General features: G+C 35.4%; 16 protein-coding genes. 15 read left to right on the top strand and 1 reads right to left on the bottom strand.

The window, feature by feature from the left end:
* Window positions 1–66: 66 nt before the first annotated feature.
* The 8 genes from WAK64_RS16125 to WAK64_RS16090 all read left to right on the top strand — a co-directional run bounded on the left by WAK64_RS16125 (window position 67) and on the right by WAK64_RS16090 (window position 7554).
* Window positions 67–1587, top strand: a complete 1521-nt coding sequence (locus tag WAK64_RS16125) for a sugar ABC transporter ATP-binding protein (RefSeq protein ID WP_336588022.1) — start codon at window positions 67–69, stop codon at window positions 1585–1587.
* 69 nt (window positions 1588–1656) lie between these two features.
* Complete coding sequence (locus WAK64_RS16120) at window positions 1657–2775, top strand: sugar ABC transporter permease (protein ID WP_419465962.1); 1119 nt, start codon at window positions 1657–1659, stop codon at window positions 2773–2775.
* A 573-nt stretch (window positions 2776–3348) separates the two neighbouring features.
* On the top strand, window positions 3349–3837 hold the full coding sequence (locus tag WAK64_RS16115) for a hypothetical protein (RefSeq protein WP_336588020.1): 489 nt from the start codon (window positions 3349–3351) through the stop codon (window positions 3835–3837).
* Window positions 3838–3983: 146 nt separating this feature from the next.
* On the top strand, window positions 3984–4391 hold the full coding sequence (locus WAK64_RS16110) for a hypothetical protein (protein WP_336588019.1): 408 nt from the start codon (window positions 3984–3986) through the stop codon (window positions 4389–4391).
* Between the two features lie 369 nt (window positions 4392–4760).
* Window positions 4761–5048 (top strand): hypothetical protein, encoded by a 288-nt coding sequence (locus WAK64_RS16105; RefSeq protein ID WP_336588018.1) that lies wholly within the window; start codon window positions 4761–4763, stop codon window positions 5046–5048.
* A gap of 153 nt (window positions 5049–5201) precedes the next feature.
* Entirely contained in the window at window positions 5202–5384 is a 183-nt protein-coding gene (locus tag WAK64_RS16100; protein ID WP_336588017.1) for a hypothetical protein, read from the top strand.
* 146 nt (window positions 5385–5530) lie between these two features.
* Window positions 5531–6178 (top strand): pentapeptide repeat-containing protein, encoded by a 648-nt coding sequence (locus WAK64_RS16095; RefSeq protein ID WP_336588016.1) that lies wholly within the window; start codon window positions 5531–5533, stop codon window positions 6176–6178.
* A gap of 260 nt (window positions 6179–6438) precedes the next feature.
* Window positions 6439–7554, top strand: coding sequence for a serine hydrolase domain-containing protein (locus tag WAK64_RS16090; RefSeq protein ID WP_336588100.1), 1116 nt, complete (start codon window positions 6439–6441; stop codon window positions 7552–7554).
* A 646-nt stretch (window positions 7555–8200) separates the two neighbouring features.
* Here the strand turns inward: WAK64_RS16090 and yfkAB are convergent.
* Window positions 8201–9319: a radical SAM/CxCxxxxC motif protein YfkAB gene (gene yfkAB / locus WAK64_RS16085; protein WP_336588015.1), complete on the bottom strand. Its 1119-nt coding sequence runs from the start codon at window positions 9317–9319 to the stop codon at window positions 8201–8203.
* 113 nt (window positions 9320–9432) lie between these two features.
* Here yfkAB and WAK64_RS16080 point away from each other — a divergent pair, with 113 nt between their 5' ends.
* The 7 genes from WAK64_RS16080 (at window position 9433) to htpG (ending at window position 18349) form a co-directional block, all read left to right on the top strand.
* The gene (locus WAK64_RS16080; protein ID WP_336588014.1) at window positions 9433–9618 is read left to right on the top strand and encodes an SE1561 family protein; all 186 of its coding nucleotides are present in this window, start codon (window positions 9433–9435) and stop codon (window positions 9616–9618) included.
* A 399-nt stretch (window positions 9619–10017) separates the two neighbouring features.
* Window positions 10018–11559 (top strand): fumarate hydratase, encoded by a 1542-nt coding sequence (locus WAK64_RS16075; protein ID WP_336588013.1) that lies wholly within the window; start codon window positions 10018–10020, stop codon window positions 11557–11559.
* Window positions 11560–11826: 267 nt separating this feature from the next.
* Window positions 11827–12618, top strand: coding sequence for a delta-lactam-biosynthetic de-N-acetylase (gene pdaA, locus WAK64_RS16070; RefSeq protein WP_336588012.1), 792 nt, complete (start codon window positions 11827–11829; stop codon window positions 12616–12618).
* A gap of 543 nt (window positions 12619–13161) precedes the next feature.
* Window positions 13162–14559, top strand: a complete 1398-nt coding sequence (rlmD, locus tag WAK64_RS16065; protein WP_336588011.1) for a 23S rRNA (uracil(1939)-C(5))-methyltransferase RlmD — start codon at window positions 13162–13164, stop codon at window positions 14557–14559.
* 233 nt (window positions 14560–14792) lie between these two features.
* Complete coding sequence (locus tag WAK64_RS16060; protein ID WP_336588010.1) at window positions 14793–15503, top strand: hypothetical protein; 711 nt, start codon at window positions 14793–14795, stop codon at window positions 15501–15503.
* Window positions 15504–15505: 2 nt separating this feature from the next.
* Window positions 15506–16264 (top strand): hypothetical protein, encoded by a 759-nt coding sequence (locus tag WAK64_RS16055; RefSeq protein WP_336588009.1) that lies wholly within the window; start codon window positions 15506–15508, stop codon window positions 16262–16264.
* A 204-nt stretch (window positions 16265–16468) separates the two neighbouring features.
* The gene (htpG, locus tag WAK64_RS16050) at window positions 16469–18349 is read left to right on the top strand and encodes a molecular chaperone HtpG (RefSeq protein WP_336588008.1); all 1881 of its coding nucleotides are present in this window, start codon (window positions 16469–16471) and stop codon (window positions 18347–18349) included.
* Window positions 18350–18369: the final 20 nt, after the last annotated feature.

Raw genomic sequence — 18369 nt, 5'->3', positions numbered from 1 at the left:
CAGAAATAGTGATGGACACGTCTATCACTATTTCTAATTGTAACAGTTTTAGGAAGGAGGTTAATCATGAGCGAAAATATACTAGAGATGAGATGCATCACGAAGGAATTTCCCGGGGTGAAGGCGCTCAGTGATGTGAATTTTAAAGTTGGAAAGGGAGAAATTCACTGTTTGATTGGTGAAAATGGAGCAGGTAAGTCGACGCTAATGAAAGTACTTAGTGGTGTGTATCCATATGGTCAATATAATGGAGACATTATTTTTGATGGAACGATCCAGAAATTTAACAAAATAAGCGATAGTGTAGCGACAGGTATCGCTATCATTTATCAAGAACTTGCTTTATTTCCTGACCTTTCCGTCTATGAAAATATTTTTATTGGTAATGAAATTAAGAGTGGAGGCATTTTAGACTGGAATGAAACAGTTGTATCGTCTAAGACAATGCTAGAAAAAGTTAATCTGAAAGTAAATCCTGAAACATTAATTAAGGATTTAGGCGTAGGAAAGCAACAGTTAGTTGAAATTGCAAAAGCGCTCAGTAAAGAAGTACGGTTGCTAATACTAGATGAACCAACAGCCGCATTAAATGAAGATGACAGTGAAAATTTACTAAATCTATTAAGAGAACTGAAACAGCAAGGCATTACGTGTATTATGATTTCCCATAAGCTCAAGGAGGTCATCTCAATTGCTGATAAAGCGACGGTACTTAGAGATGGAAAAACCATCTGTACGTTGGATGCTTCTAAAGGGGAAATCAACGAAAATATTATCATTAAAAATATGGTAGGCCGTGAGATAGAAAATATCTATCCGAAGAGAGAAAAGTCCGATTATGGTGATAAAACACTGGAGTTGCAACATTGGTCCGCCTACGATCCGAAGTTAGGTCGCCATGTTGCTAAGGATATTAATCTCCATGTCAAGGCAGGGGAAATCATCGGGATAGCAGGATTAATGGGGTCAGGTCGTACGGAACTTGCTCTTAGTATATTTGGAAACTCCAAGAATTATAAGCTACAAGGAGATTTACTTGTTGACGGTGTACCGACATCATTTAAGCACACGAGTGATGCTATTAAAGCTGGAATTGCCTATGTAACGGAGGATCGTAAGGGAGATGGGCTTTTTCTCTTACAAGATATTAAGCAGAATATATCAGCTGCCAACCTAAAAGGAATATCATCTAATGGATTGATAAACGAAAACGAAGAAATAAAAGTTTCGGAGAGCTATAAAGATTCGTTGGGGATTAAAGCATCTTCTATTCAACAACTTGTTGGAAAGTTAAGTGGTGGAAATCAACAGAAAGTTTCTCTAGGGAAGTGGTTATTTGTAGGTCCAAAGCTACTTATACTAGATGAACCAACGCGTGGAATTGATGTTGGAGCTAAATTTGAAATTTATACTGTTATGAATGAACTTGTGAAACAAGGAATGGCAATTATTATGATTTCATCAGAGCTAGGTGAGGTACTTGGAATGAGTGATCGTATTTATGTCATGGCAGAAGGTGAAATAAAAGGCGAAACGGAAGTGGAAGCAGCAAATCAAGAAACAATTATGCAGCTTGCTACGCAATAGGGGGTTAAAACATTGAGGTTGGTTCAGGAAGCAAAAGAATTAATTAAAGATAATATTCGTGACTATGGAATGTATATTGCGTTAATCGTTATCATGATCACGTTCACAATCCTAACAGACGGATTATTCATGTCTTCTCGTAATATTAGTAATTTACTAGACTCGGCTGGGTATATTGCTGTATTAGCTGTCGGTGTCATGTTAGTTATCGTTATTCGCCACATTGATTTGTCAATTGGATTTTTAGCTGGCTTCCTCGGGGCGATAGCGGCTATTCTTCTTATGAAAGTAGGCATGCCGGTCTATTTAGTTATTCCTATTATTCTTTTTCTGGGAATACTAGCTGGTTTAGGTACAGGTGTACTAGTGGCCAAGGTAGGAATTCCTTCATTTGTTGCAACTCTAGCGGGCTGGCTTATCTATAGAGGTGCAATCCTTTTGGTTACGGAAGAAACAGGAACAATTATTGTTCAAAACGATGCTTTTAACGCTATTGGTAATGGGTATATTCCATCTTTAATGGAAGTAGGCGGGTTGCATCTCCTTTCCCTTCTTCTCGGCGGAGTGGGTATCCTACTTTACATCTATAGTGCTATTTCAAATCGTAGAAATAAGATAAGATATCAATTTGAAGTGGTTTCAAAAGAAATCTTTATCTTACAATTACTTTTCGTTTCAGCTATTATCGCGTACATTACTTGGATCTTAGCAGGGTACAACGGATTTTCTTGGACAGTTGTTATCATGCTGTTGGTTGTTCTTATCTATCATTTCTTTACTAATAAGACTGTACTTGGACGACATATTTATGCAGTTGGAAGTAACCCAGAAGCTGCACACTTAAGCGGAATTAATGTTAATAAGATTACATTTCTGGTATTCGGGTCTATGGGATTACTCTCTGCCCTGTCAGGTATTTTGTTCACTGCACGCCTTCAATCCGCGACGACAACGGCAGGTACTCTGTTTGAGCTAGATGCCATTGCAGCAGCTTACGTTGGAGGAGTCTCAGCAGCAGGTGGAGTAGGTAAAGTAACAGGAGCCATAATAGGAGCGATTGTTATGGCATCATTAACAAACGGAATGAACCTACTAGGTGTCGGAATTGCCCCTCAATACATTATCCGTGGCGGTGTTCTAGCAATAGCTGTAATCTTTGACGTTATGACAAGAAAGCAAAGAGCTTAACCTTGCCAAAAAGAGACGATGATTGGACGGTGTAAAAAAAGAAAGGGGTTATCCAATTGGATAGCCTCTTTTGAACGTGTAAAAAATGTTTATAAAACGAAAACAAAGAGGAGTAGCAATTAGTTATGTTCTTTGGAGCCATTAAACGATATAGCTTCGAAGTAAGTCTAGATAATTGAAATGCCTCCATGTGTATAGCGGCAGAATTTCTGCCGTTTTATTTATTTCTTAGTATTTTGTTTAATTATTTCGGCTTTTGCAAAGTAAAAGCTGTATTATTGTCCTTGTTGTTACTGAGCTATTACTAGAGAGTCAAAATATCGCTAAAATAATAATTAGGTGCTTTACTACTTCTGAATAATTTGTGAATTTCACTGTTTACTTGATCAGTTATAACATTCTTTTTTTATCATTTTTTTATTAAGTTGCTCGCGACTAATGAGGCACCACTTAAAAATAAACTCACTCCTTTGAAGGAATTAACTGTTTTTCATAAGAAATGATAATATATAAAACTATTTATGTTTAAAAAATTCAAATAATATAATTAGGAATAAAATAAGAGGTGAAAACATGTACAGTGAGGTCACAGCAGAAAGAATTCAAATAAAAGAAGAGTTGACAAAAGAAGAGGTAAATGAACTTGTTAATAATAAAGACTTAAAGGTAATTCAATTTTCAGAAGAAGTAGAGAAAAGCACATTTCATCTATTAAATGATATATTATTCGCCAGAAGAAGTGATGTAGTTCTACGAGTGTATGGATTTTACAGCAAAGAATGTGATTTAAGTTTTCTTTCAAAACTTCCTAATGTTACACGTTTTTATGCTGATTGTCTTCAGAATGTTAGAAATTTAGATGCCATTTTAAATTTAAAGAAACTAGTTGAATTAAACTTAGATATATTTAAATTAGATACACTGGAAATATTGTCTAAAGTTCCAGGTTCATTAGAGGTAATAATGTTAGGTCAAACTAAATCGAAAAAACCTGATTTAGCAGTTTTAGAGAGGTTTACCAATTTAAAAAAACTATATATTGAAGGGCATAAAAAAATATAGAGGTTTTAAGTAAATTAACAAAATTAGAAGATGTTACATTAAGGTCAATTACAACTAAAAATTTAGATTTTCTAGTTCCTCTAAAAAATATGTGGTCACTAGATATAAAATTAGGCGGAATTAACAATTTTTCAGCAATTAAGGGAATGAATAATATTAAGTACCTAGAATTGTGGCAAATTAGGGGATTAAGTGATATCTCGTTTATTTCTACCTTAGTAGGTCTTGAGAACCTTTTTCTTCAGTCACTGCCAAATATAGAAGTACTACCTAACTTTACAAATCTAAAAAAGTTAAGAAAAATTGCTTTAGAAAATATGAAGGGTCTAAAAGATATTTCTAGTTTAGAATATGCTCCGTCTTTAATCGAATTTTCACATTGGTCTGCAATGAATATGCAAGTAAAAGATTATATTCCTCTTTTGAAAAACCCATCTTTAAAAAGAGCCGCTGTTGGTTTTGGGAGTAATAAAAGGAATAATCAATTTGAAGAAATTGCAAAGGAATATCATATAGACAGTGAAATTCTCTGGTACAACTTTCCTTATGAATAATAAGGCTTGGAATTCTCTAAGCTCGTTACTTCATTTGTTATAAAAATGTTTATTTGAAATGAAGAAGTATGATGGATAGTGCTGAAGAATTATTGAATCAGTATATAACATTGTCAGAGGAAGTTATTAATTAATTCAGATGGTATTTCAGATATAGAGCACTATTTTGAGCATGGTGAACATTAGAGTGAATTTTTGGCTATAGCTCAAAACAAGTAATATCCTAACCACTACTCCTCTAGATTAAACGAAAATCGTAATTTGTGTTTCATATAATGATAATACAGAAATAAAGTTTGTGTTAAAACAAAAAAAATATATATTATATAATCAAGAAAGGTATAAAAAAGAATAAAGGTGGTGTTGTTTATGCCAATCCCAAAATTAAAAATGAAGAAGATATGGCTAGATGTTGATTTTTTCGAGGTTAACGTAGAGCTAATAGGGAATGATTGTAAAATAAATCTCGATATATATTTAGATAACGAATATTTAGATGAACTTCGAGAAGGCATCATTAATTTTGCTAACCAGCTAGGAAAACATGAATTTACATGGATAACAGGGCATGAAACGGAGAACACTACACACTTTCTATCTTTGAGGTTTTTCCTTGCAGAAAGCAGAGGGGTATTGTCGGGATTGAAGTTAAAGTAGACAATAAGATGAAACCACCATATAACATGCGCTCTAATTTTTACTTACTTACTGAAATAAATCAAATTGATGATTTTGCTAGATAGCTCGAAAGGTTCATAAAAGAAGAGACTGTAGAAATAGAGAGTATTATTTAAGGAGAGGCGTTTTTTCATGTTAGATTACATATCGATAAATGAAAAATCCCCAATTCTAAATCAAGTATCAAATAATTTTAAACCTGGAGCTATTCTTTTTCACCTATATCGAACAGCATTATTGATGTCTATCTTATTAGGGGTATTACTTTTCTTTAATGGCATTTTGTATAACAAAAAAGGAAGAGAAAAACAATAGAATAGACCAAGAGTTTAAAAGAATGAATACGGACTCCTTTTGTATACTAACCAAGTAACATTAAATTTATTGTGTACGAAAGGAGTTTTTGAATTAAGTAAGAGAAAAATAATATCTAATGGTTTATTGAAAGGTGACGTTGATTTATGCAAAAAAGGCTTAAAGTGGAACATCCGTATATTCCACGAGACTTAAAGCAGGCAAATTTTCAAGATATATTTTATGAAGAAGATCCATATTTAGCGAACAGTATTATTACTAATACATCCATTGAAAATGAGAAAATTGATAAATTAGTTCTGTCCAAAGTCATTTTTAAAAACATTAGTCTACTGGGTGCTTCTTTTAGAGGAATTGATATGACTGATGTTGTGTTTGAAAACTGTGATCTTTCAAATAGTGATTTTAGTGAAGGTATTATACATAGAGTCACGTTTAAAGATTGTAAATTCATAGGGTTTAATTTTTCAGGAGCCACTCTAGGGAACGTTACTTTTGAAAATTGCTTTGCTAAGATGAGTGACTTTATAGATGCACGTATGAAACAAGTTATATTTGAAAAGACGATTCTCCAAAGTGCTAACTATTCTGATTGTACATTTTGTAAGGTAAAGTTTGACCAATGTGATATTGATGATGTTAATTTCTCTCAAACCAAACTTAAAGGAATTGATATTAGTACATGTACTTTTGATCGTATTACGGTGGATATGGGAAGTTTAACAGGGTGCATAGTTTCTTCAAATCAAGCAATTAAATTTGCCACACTTCTGGGGTTAAAAGTTAAAGATTAATGTTTACGAAATAGTAGGCTCGTATAACTGATGAAGGTATGTATGAAAAATACTCATCACTATTGGGCAATTCATATCATCCCAAAAGCATAGATACATTGTAAGATCCTAACTTAGATGTAGAAACATTATTTCCAAGTATTTTTATGGTTAATTTATTTCAAAGTTATTCTCTCTATTTAAAAAAATAATTTAATGATTTAGTATGGGGTTAGTAATATTTTTCGGAAAATTCAGGAGAATAGGAAGGTAATGATGTGATGGAGAATATAAATAAAAAGGTTGAACAATTTGAAATGTATATGGATTCTATCCAAAAGGAAAAAAATTTCATTGGAACAACGGTGGCTATTACATATGGGAATGAGCTTATCTATGCTAAGGGCTTTGGAAATGCTAGGGTAGAGACGAAACAAAAACTTACGCCAAATACAATTATGAGCATTCAAAGCATCACAAAAAGTTTTGCAGCAGCATCAATTATGTATCTAGTGGAGAGAGGTCTATTAAAATTAGATAGCCCACTTGTAGATTATTTACCTTATTTTCAAACGTCTAATAAAACAGAAAGTGATAATATCACAGTACGACAGCTTCTCTCTCATACCGCTGGTCTTCCTGGAGATCTTGCTATGGCGAATCTTATCTCTCCAAATAGGAAAGAAGTATTAGGTTTTACGGAATGGCAAGAAGAAGTAGGAATTACGGATGAAGAAATAGAACAAATAAACTCTCTCGAAGATATCACTAGACATTTTAAACACGTCGACCTAGCCTACGTGCCTGGTGACCGATGGATGTACTGTACAGATGCATATGCCATTGTTGGTGATTTATTTGAAAAAGTGAGTGGAGAAACTTGGAGTGAACATATACAACAAAATTTATTTAACAATTTAGAAATGACTAGGTCCACACTAGATCCAGAAATAGCTAAAGGAGACTTGGATAGTAGTCGCTATTACATAGAGAACGAACAAACAGCGTTCCCAACAAATCCTATTGCTGCCCCTATAGGGTTTATCTACTCTTCAGCCATTGATATGGCAAAATATTTAGCTGCAAGTATGGGAGAGAAAGAAGGTTCTTTTTTAAGCATCGATAGTTTAAAAGAAATGCAAAAACCTTTTCCGAATGTTGAAGTAACACTTCCATTTAACGACGTTACTGATAATGGATATGGACTAGGATGGGGTTCATGTCAATATAAAGGGCTTACTTTAATTGAACATGGAGGAGGCTATACAGGAGTTAGGACTTGGGTTTCGATGGTTCCTAATGAAAAAGTGGGAATCGTGGTATTATCCAATTATCAAGAATCTAACGCAAGAGAAATCGCGATGAGAGGGATCGATATATTTTTAGATTTATTATAATGTGAAATATAAGTGTGGAATAATCAATGGTAGAAAGTATTACCAAATTTTTCGTAAAAAATCATATATACCATTATGTTAGAAGAAGCCATTTTGATCACTTTTTTCAAAATGGCTTCTTTCTATTTAGGCCTACAGGACGTAGGTCATGAAGGTGTTGTGACAGGGCGTCGCGAATCTAGCCTTCGTTCCTTAATGTCCTCAAGTTTATACGTGGCTATACGGGCTGTTACGCTTAGGCCTACAGGAAGTAGGTCATGAAGGCGTTGTGACAGGACGTCACGCACTTAGCCTTCGTTCCTTAATGATGTCTAGCTCCACAGCCCAACGACTAGTAAACTTGTCCTCTCCTCCTTACGATAAGTCAACATCGATTCGCTTGCGCTTATCGTGTTTCCTATATCTCATATGGAGAGGAGCAAGTTTATACGTCGCTGAACGGGCTGTTCCGCTTAGGCCTACAGGACGTCACGCACTTAGCCTTCGTTCCTTAATGATGTCTAGCTCCACAGCCCAACGACTAGTAAACTTGTTCTCTCCTCCTTACGATAAGTCAACATCGATTCGCTTGCGCTTATCGTGTTTCCTATATCTCATACGGAGCGCCTCAAGTTTATACGTCGCTGAACGGGCTGTTCCGCTTTTCTTATATCATCGTTCTTTTTTTGGTGAAGTCTTCGTTTGGATAGTACATGTTTTTTACGAGGACGTTCGGACCTAGACATTTTACGCTTGGGCAATGGCAGTTTAATTCTTTCGCTAGCTTTGTTTCCATCCATTTATTGTATACGTCAGGGAAGGAATCTTGCTTAATGTTTCCGAGAGGTGGCGTGTCACCAAAGTCGGTTACAATAATATCTCCTGTAAAGATGTTGACATTCAGTCGAGATCTTCCGTCTGGGTCATTACGGACGGTTACGTTTTTACTTTGATATAGGCGTTTCAATAATGTTTGATCTGCCTCATTTGAGCTACATGCATAAAATGGAAGCGTTCCGAAAAGCATCCATATATCTTCATTTCGAAAATCTAACAAATGGTGAATGGCATCTCTTGTTTTCTGGAGTGACAATGTTTCTAAAGAAGAAGCAAAATCACTTGGGTACATTGGGTGGATTTCATGACGTTGACATAGCATTTCTTCCGTAATTTGTTTATGAATATGCTCAATATGAGGAAGAGTTCGCTTGTTTAACATCGTTTCAGCAGACACGGTTACACCTTCTTTGACGAGTGCACGACTGTTGGCAATCATACGGTCAAATAGTTTTGTACGCTGTTCTCGTGTTGGCTTTCGTTCCATCATTGCGAATCCACCATCAACAAAGTCATCAATCGTGCCCCAATTATGTGAAATATGTAATACATCTAAGTAGGGAGCGATTTGTAAATACCGGTCTAACTCAAGGGTTAAGTTGGAGTTCATTTGTGTTCGAATCCCACGTTCATGGGCATACTTCAATAGAGGAAGTACATAATTTTGTACAGATTTTTTTGAGAGCATTGGCTCTCCACCTGTAATACTTATCGAACGTAAGTGTGGAATATCATCTAAACGTTTTGTAAGTAAAGAGAGTGGCAGTGCTTCCGGGTCTTTAGGAGTCAGTGTATATCCTACAGCACAATGCTCACAGCGCATATTACAAAGGGTCGTTGTCGTAAATTCAACATTAGAGAGTGTAAGCTTTCCAAACTCTTGAACATCTAAATAAGCCTCCCATGGATCTGTTTGTGGGGTTATGGCTGGTTTAAGTATAGTGGTCATAATCGTTTCTCCTTTTAATCACATATGTTCCCCATTATTGAAAACTCTTGGTTGCTTGTCAACTGAATCATTATTGTATACCATATTAAACAGAAGGAAAGGAGCGATTTACTTTGGGTAATAAAACACCTAATCAAGACTCACAGCTAGATTATTTAAAAACACGATTAAATATATTTGTAGAAGTACTAGATACTATTGATCCTGAAAGCGCTGAGCTTGATGATATAGATCGATTGATTGAAATAATCGATGAAATGGAAGATAAGTGTAACCAATTAAAGCAGGATAATGAATAGTAGCTTGTTTTCTTTGAGTTATTAAAAGCTTATTTGGCACAGAAAAGACGTCGTTTTTATTTATGGGAATGAGATATGCCTAAAGCTTAAGATACAAAATTCTTGGTAGGAAAAACTCTGTTTGGCAATGACAATGTTGCTAACAGGGTTTTTTGTTGTTTTACACATAGTCTTATGTGGCTATAAGATAAAACAGCATCAAACAGATGTGAACTTGTATACAATTTATATATAGTTAAATTGACGTTTATCATGTGCATTGGGATAAAAAAATATTTTATCTGAAATCGGTTACAAAACGAGGCTTTAAACGACACAATGAACAGAGTATAATGATAGGGGAATATTGTGAAAGTTTCTTTTAAATAGAAAGCACAATTGAGAGGGGAAGGATTAAGGATGAATCTTGAGCAGTTACAAAAAAGTATGTATGAATTAATCGTCGAAACTTCAACAAATCTTCCAAAGGATGTGCGCCGCGCAATTAAAATCGCGAAGGAACAAGAAAGTGCTGGCACACGCTCTGCAATGAGTTTAGCGACGATTTCAAATAATATCACGATGGCAGACGAAAATGTATCTCCAATATGTCAAGATACGGGTCTACCAACCTTTAAAATAAAAGTTCCAGTTGGTGTGAATCAACTTGAGATAAAAGAAGTAATCCATCAAGCCATGGTCCAAGCTACGAAGGATGGAAAGCTGCGTCCGAATTCTGTCGATTCGCTAACAGGTAGCAATAGTGGGGACAACCTTGGGCTAGGTACACCTGTTACTAAATTTGAACAATGGGAAAAAGAATATATTGATGCTCGCCTTATATTAAAAGGCGGTGGATGTGAGAATAAAAACATTCAATATAGCCTACCTTGTGAGCTTGAAGGCTTAGGTCGTGCTGGACGTGATTTAGACGGTATTCGAAAGTGCATTATGCATTCTGTGTACCAAGCACAAGGGCAAGGGTGTTCAGCTGGCTTTATTGGAGTAGGAATTGGTGGCGATCGATCCTCTGGTTATGACTTAGCTAAAGAGCAGCTTTTCCGTTCAGTTGATGATACTAACCCAGTGGCCGAATTACAGCAATTAGAAGAGTATGTCATGGGACATGCGAATGAATTAGGAATTGGGACGATGGGTTTTGGTGGAGAAACAACCTTATTAGGTTGTAAAGTTGGTGTGATGAACCGTATTCCGGCGAGCTTCTTTGTATCAGTCGCTTATAATTGCTGGGCATTTAGAAGGCTTGGCGTGAAGATTGATCCTAAACGAGGGGAAATTCAAGAGTGGCTCTATCAGGAAGGGGAATTGGTTAACCTTCAAGAGAAAGTAGAAAAAGAAACGGCGGCTACAAAGGAAGAAAGCTCTGTAGTGACGTTAGAAGCTCCAATAACAGAAGAAAAAATTCGTCAACTAAAAGTGGGAGACGTTGTTCGAATCAATGGAATGATGTACACAGGTCGAGATGCGATCCATAAGCATTTGTCAGATCATGAGGCACCTATTGATTTAAATGGACAAATCATCTATCATTGCGGACCAGTAATGCTGAAGGATGAAGAAGGAAAATGGCATGTAAAAGCGGCTGGACCAACGACGTCTATTCGTGAAGAACCTTATCAAGGCGATATTATGAAAAAGTTCGGTATTCGTGCAGTGATTGGAAAAGGTGGCATGGGTCCGAAAACGCTAGAAGCTTTAAATGAACACGGTGGAGTTTACCTGAATGCTATCGGAGGAGCGGCTCAGTATTATGCTGACTGTATTAAAGAGGTAAAAGGTGTCGACTTAATGGAATTTGGTATTCCAGAAGCAATGTGGCATTTACAAGTTGAAGGCTTTACAGCTGTTGTCACAATGGATTCTCATGGAAATAGTTTACACAAAGACATTGATCAATCGTCACTAGAAAAATTAGCTAACTTTGCAGAACGTGTTTTTTAGTTAACAGTCTTACTTAAACGACAAGAGTGAGCTTCTACATTGTAGCAGCTCACTCTTTTTTCACCTAATTTCGGATGACAGTTCAGGAACTTCCTTATAATAAGGGAGTTCTTTTTTATAGGAATCCTTTTGTTCGGTAGACGTTTTTTTGACCTACTAGATAAGAATTGTTTTATATAAAAGAAATAACTGGAAGCTTTTAACTAGCATGTTTCTCTATTGGTAACAAAACTTAATTATATAGTCCATATAGAAGGAAGGAAAAACATGAAAAGAATATTATCTGGTTTATTAGTCGTCCTTTTCTTTATTCAATATAGCGTTCCAGCTCATGCATCCAACACCCAGCTTCATTGGGGGTTTAAAAAAGCAAAGAATGAACAACCGCCGGAAGAAGAAGAGTATGAAGAGCTTCTTGAGGAATATGATGCCTTTTACAAAGGGCCAGCTGATAAAAAAATAGTTTACTTAACGTTTGATAATGGATATGAAAATGGCTACACAGACCAAATATTAGATGTTTTAAAAAAAGAAAACGTACCAGCCACCTTTTTTGTAACAGGTCACTATTTAGAAACGGCTCCAGAACTTGTGAAACGAATGGTAAAAGAAGGGCATATTGTTGGAAACCACTCTTGGTATCATTCAGATTTTAGTAGTATTTCTGATGATAAAATAAGAAAAGAGTTGAGGATGGTTAAAGAAAAAACGGCTAAATTAACGGGGCAAAAAAATATGATTTATCTGCGCCCTCCAAGAGGTATATTTAATGAACGAACATTAAAGGTGGCGAAAGAAGAGGGGTATGTGCATGTTTTTTGGTCTTTAGCCTTTATCGATTGGCATACGAATCGGCAAAGGGGATGGAAATACGCCTATGACAATATTATGAGACAGGTTCATCCAGGTGCGGTGATTTTACTTCATACCGTGTCGAAAGATAATGCGGGTGCATTAGAGAAAGCGATTCAAGGTATAAAGAAAAAAGGATACGAATTCAAAAGTCTTGATCATTATATGATTACGGTTGAACACAGAAGTCCATTATCAATAGAGTGATAAAAGTTGGCAAATTGCCAACTTTTTCTGTCAAATAAAATAATTATTTTAGTACGTAGGGTACAAGGTAGAGTATTTTACTCGATGCCCATGGTATAATACGAGCAACATGGTGATTGTAAAGCGTTTTGTTTAAATCGTACAAGGGGAATAGGTTTAAATACTTTTAGTGCACTATACCTTGACTACAGAATTTGATTTCAAGAATAACTGAAATAATTTTTGTAAAACACAGTCTCTACTGTGTTAGAATTTAATTTTTACAGCTCTTGTAAGAATGGATAATGAACCAGAATCATATCGTTTTGTTTTACATTCAATGGAACGGTTTGTCCTACCTTCACCGCAAAAGGTCCATTTTAATTCATGAAAGATAGTGCTTGAAAGGTAAAGGCAAAAGGCTAGAATATCAACCTTCTGGAAATTGAATATGGGGATTCAAGCATGATAACCTCTTGTTTGATAACAAACCATTGAGGAATTATTTTAGAATAGAAGCTCTTTTTAAAATATTGAGAAGTATAGAAATTGGAAGTGAGAAAAGTGAAACAACAAACAAAGAGTAATATTGCCATTAAAAAAGGACAGGAATTTCCCTTAACGATAAAACGTTTAGGGATAAATGGAGAAGGAGTAGGCTATTTTAAAAAGCAAGTCGTTTTTGTTCCTGGGGCTCTTCCTGGAGAGGAAGTGGTCGTAAAGGCGATGGATATTAAAAATAAATTTGCACAAGGAAAAATAGTAAAACTACGAAAGAAATCACCTCACCGTACGACACCTCCTTGTCCAGTGTATTTTCAATGTGGTGGGTGTCAGCTACAACATTTAGCCTATGAGCAGCAGCTAGTTGAAAAACGTGATATCGTGGTACAAGCGTTAGAGCGTCATACGAAATTTCATCTAAATACATTGGATATCCGTCCAACAATGGGGATGGAGCATCCATGGCATTATCGAAATAAAAGTCAATTTCAAGTGGGAGTGAAGCAGGGAAAAGTTATTGCAGGACTTTATAGTTTAAATTCCCATAAGTTAATAGATATCCCAGAATGCATCGTTCAACATCCTCATGCGAATAAAGTCGTGAATGTTGTGAAACAAGTTTTAGCTGATTTCAACGTCCCAATCTACCAAGAAAAAGGGAGAAAAGGGATTGTCAAAACAATTGTCACACGAGTTGGCATTCAATCGGGTGAAATTCAAGTGGTTCTCGTAACCGCCAAAAAAGAACTCCCGAGGAAAGATGTAATCGCATCGGAAATTCAAAAAAGAATGCCGCAAGTTGTATCAGTTATGCAAAACATCCATCCGAAATCCTCTTCTCTGATATTTGGAAAGGAAACAATTCGTTTAACTGGTAAGGAAGTGATTGAAGAACAGCTTGCTGATTTTACATATGAATTATCTGCTCGTGCTTTCTTTCAGCTAAACCCAGAGCAAACGGTCAAATTATACAATGAAACAAAGAAGGCTACGGCTCTCACTGGAAAAGAGAAGCTCGTTGACGCGTATTGTGGAGTTGGTACGATAGGATTATGGCTTGCCGATGGTGCAGCAGAGATTCGTGGAATGGATGTCGTACGAGAGGGAATTGAGGATGCAAAGAAAAATGCGAAAAAATTCGGTGTAGAAAACGCTATTTACAAAGTGGGGACGGCTGAAGAGTGGTTACCATGCTGGAAAAAGGAAGGGTGGAGACCAGATGTAGTTGTGGTAGACCCACCTCGAACAGGGTGTGACGATAAGTTTCTCTCAACCGTTCTTACAGTAAAGCCGAAAACAATGGTCTATGTTTCCTGTAACCCTTCTACTTTAGCTCGTGACCTAAAAGTATTAAGTTCAAAATATACGATAGAATACATTCAACCTGTTGATATGTTTCCTCAAACGGCACATGTGGAGTCTGTGACGAGATTAGTATTAAAGGGAAATAAACAGTGAGAATTTCCCGAACATAGAATGTAATCATCTATGAAAGTGTAGCGATAGCGTCCTAAGACTCTATCGCTACATTTCTGTTCGATTGGATTAATATTTGTAATTTTTTAATCATTCTATTATTTAATTAAAAAATTTTAAAGTGTATATTTAAATCTTAGGCAAGGCTAAGCCCAAAAATGAAATTAGCTTAGAAGCCCTAACTATAAAGAAGGTAAAAATAGGAGATGGTGAAAATGGAAGTGAATTTTGACTTTACATTTAATTTAATAGCAGCATTAGGATTCATTTTATCATGGTGTGTCATTGTATTTTTTTCATATCTAATTTATAAGAGACAAACTGAAAAACCTAAAGTATGGAAGATTATTATTGTTATATGTGTAGGGCTTTTCTCTTTTACCATCAATTTTAATCTCATGGGAAATATATTGAAGCTATCTATTTTGCCTCTTGGTGTATGGCTCATGTATTTAGTTCTTAAAAGAAGGAATGGAAAATGGCAGAAATACCGAGCGTTTGCTTGGTTAGGATTTTTCGCAAATTATCTTTTCTTGGTAACAACATTAATAGAAGGGCCGGTCCATCAGGCTGTATATCCAAAAAGTGAACCGACAACCTATATTGCAAATGTAGGGAATGCGTCTATTATTAATACTCACCTATCAGCAAATGAACGTAGTCTAATTAAAGAAAGTTTATCTAATGAAATCAATTCAATGAGACAAGAGGAGATTTACAGTGATGTGTGGTATGAAGAGACCTTTATAAATACTGAACCTAAGGAACGATTTCCCTATCAGCTAGTTGGAACGAAATCTAAATGGGGAAGTGGGTTAGATTCCATGATTTATATTGAGAAAGATGGGAAAGGGTTATTAATATCAACATCGCAGAAACAACTGTACTTTCGCTCTGAAAATTCAATATTAGAGGAGGTGGAATAAAGATGAAGAAGAGAAAGGCATGGGTTTTTATTGGAATCGGTATAGTTTCAATTTTTTTAGTTAGTTTATATTTGTTGAATTATTCAAAGCCTACTTCGTTTCCAACACATGAACAACTAGTTGCGGAGATTAATAGCACCTTTCCAGAAGCAGACGCAAGTGATATTCAAGACACGATTTCTGTTGATGAACGTCATGGATTAGTTCCTTTTATTTCTACCACCGACGACTATGGACTAAGCTATTGGATATGGGAGAAAAATAAATGGAAGGTTGACACGATTGATACAAATGGAGTACCTACGGTATGGAAGGTTGATAGAAACAATCCTTCGTCATATCGTATCGTATGGAATGTTCACCCTGAGGATCAAGTAAGTTCTTTTCAATTTTATTTAAAAAATGATAGAAATTATTTATCCTTAGGAGGGATAGAAACCTATACTCCAGGTGTACTGTTAAAGAAAAAAGTGTCTCTCAATAAAAATTCTTATGGTTTGATGAAGTTCCCTGAAGAGTGGGTAACCTTCATGAATACATCGAGAAAAGTAGAATCAGCAAAACAACCTAATATGTTTTTTAACGACTTTTCTCCAAATCAAGGTATTAGTTATCATTGGATTTCCTATGACCAGGACGGTAATGAAACTTTTCTTGACCGTTCAATGAACGGAATCGGGAGTTATTCGAATGGCAAAATAGAAATGGAATTTATATTGAACGTAAATAAAGGGCATATTGAGGACCCATCGTTACATTGACAAAAAAATATAGTTGGTTTAAGGACGAAAGGACAATTTTTTTTCATCAGCAGTCAATAACAATAAAGCTGGTATGTGGTTAACCGCTGTTTATGATGAGTAGAGTTGACACAATTTAGGCGATATGGTATTTAAATAGTATTAGCACTCTTTGAATTAGAGTGCTAAAACGTTTGTCCTACATATTTGGAGGGAGAGATTTATATGGCAAAGAAACAATTTAAAGCGGAATCAAAGCGCCTTTTAGAAATGATGATTAATTCCATCTATTCTCAAAAGGAGATTTTTTTACGAGAATTAATTTCGAATTCAAGTGATGCCATTGATAAAATTTACTATAAAGCATTAACAGACGATTCGTTAAGCTTTGACAAGGATAGTTATTTTATTAAAATTAGTGCTAATAAAGAGAATGGTACGCTTAAAATTTCCGATACAGGGATTGGAATGACGAAGGAGGAGCTAGAGAACAACCTCGGGACCATTGCAAAAAGTGGCTCCTTGTCTTTCAAAAAAGAAACGGAATTAAAGGATGGACATGATATTATTGGTCAATTTGGTGTCGGCTTTTATTCAGCGTTTATGGTTGCGGATGTTGTAACAGTAATTAGCCGAGCATTAGGAAATGACAAGGGCTATAAATGGGAATCAACAGGTACGGAAGGGTATACAATTGAAGAAGTAGATGGTGCGCCAATTGGAACAGAAATCACCCTTAAGCTTAAAGAAAATACGGAAGATGAGCAATTTGATGAGTATTTAGAAGAGAATCGCCTAAAAGGTATTATCAAAAAATACTCTGATTTTATTCGCTACCCAATTAAAATGGATGTTACGAAAAGTAAGCCAAAAGCTGACGATGAAAATGAGCTTGAGCAATATCAGGAAGAAGATACCATCAACAGTATGGTACCTATCTGGAAAAAGAATAAAAATGAGCTTACTACGGAAGATTATGAGCAATTCTATACGGAAAAACACTACGGTTTTGATAAGCCTTTAAAGCATATTCATATTAGTGTAGACGGTGCTGTTCGCTATAATGCCATTCTTTATATTCCTGAGAAGATTCCATTTGATTATTACTCCAAAGAGTATGAAAAAGGGCTAGAGCTATATTCAAATGGTGTCCTCATTATGGATAAGTGTGCTGATTTGCTCCCTGACTTTTATAGCTTTGTAAAAGGAATGGTGGATTCGGAAGACTTATCATTAAATATTTCTCGTGAAATTTTACAGCAAGATCGCCAATTACAATTTATTGCAAAAAACATTAAAAATAAAATCACCAATCAGTTAAAAACTCTTTTGAAAAATGAGCGTGAACAGTACGATCAGTTCTATAAGGAATTTGGTCGTCAACTAAAATATGGGGTATATAGTGACTTTGGTGCTAATAAAGACCTTTTACAAGACCTTTTAATGTTTTATTCCTCCAAGGAGAAAAAGCTTGTAACATTAGATGAGTATGTTTCGAGAATGCCTGAAGATCAAAAGTATATTTATTTTGCTTCAGGAGAGTCGTACGAAAGAATTGAGAAAATGCCTCAAACTGAGCTAGTGGCTGATTCTGGCTATGAGATTTTATATTTCAATGAGGATATTGATGAATTTGCGATTCGTATGCTAACGAACTATAAAGAGAAAGAATTTAAGTCGGTAGCTAGCGGAGATTTAGGTATTGATACAGATGATAAGAAAAATGATTCTGATGAAAATGAGAACGAATATAAAGAAATTTTTACTTTTATGAAAAATGTACTAACAGACCAAGTAAAAGATGTAAAAGTATCCAAGAGGCTAAAGAATCACCCTGTCTGTCTATCGACAGAGGGAGAAGTGTCAATCGAAATGGAAAAAATCTTGAATGCAATGCCAGATAATCAAAATGTAAAAGCGGATAAAATTCTTGAGATTAACGTGAACCATGAAGTATTCACATCATTAAAAAATGCTTACGAAAAAGATCAAGAAACATTGAAGCTATATACAAATCTTTTATATAACCAAGCATTACTAATTGAAGGATTACCGATACAGGATCCGGTAGAGTTTACAAATAATATTTGTAAAGTAATGGTGTAATATAAAGGGAAATATGTAGA

Origin of the sequence: Bacillus spongiae, assembly GCF_037120725.1 — a bacterium.
GTDB lineage: Bacteria > Bacillota > Bacilli > Bacillales > Bacillaceae_K > Bacillus_CI > Bacillus_CI spongiae.
The sequence above is the reverse complement of the archived record's forward strand: the minus strand, read 5'-3'. Positions and strand labels throughout refer to the sequence as shown.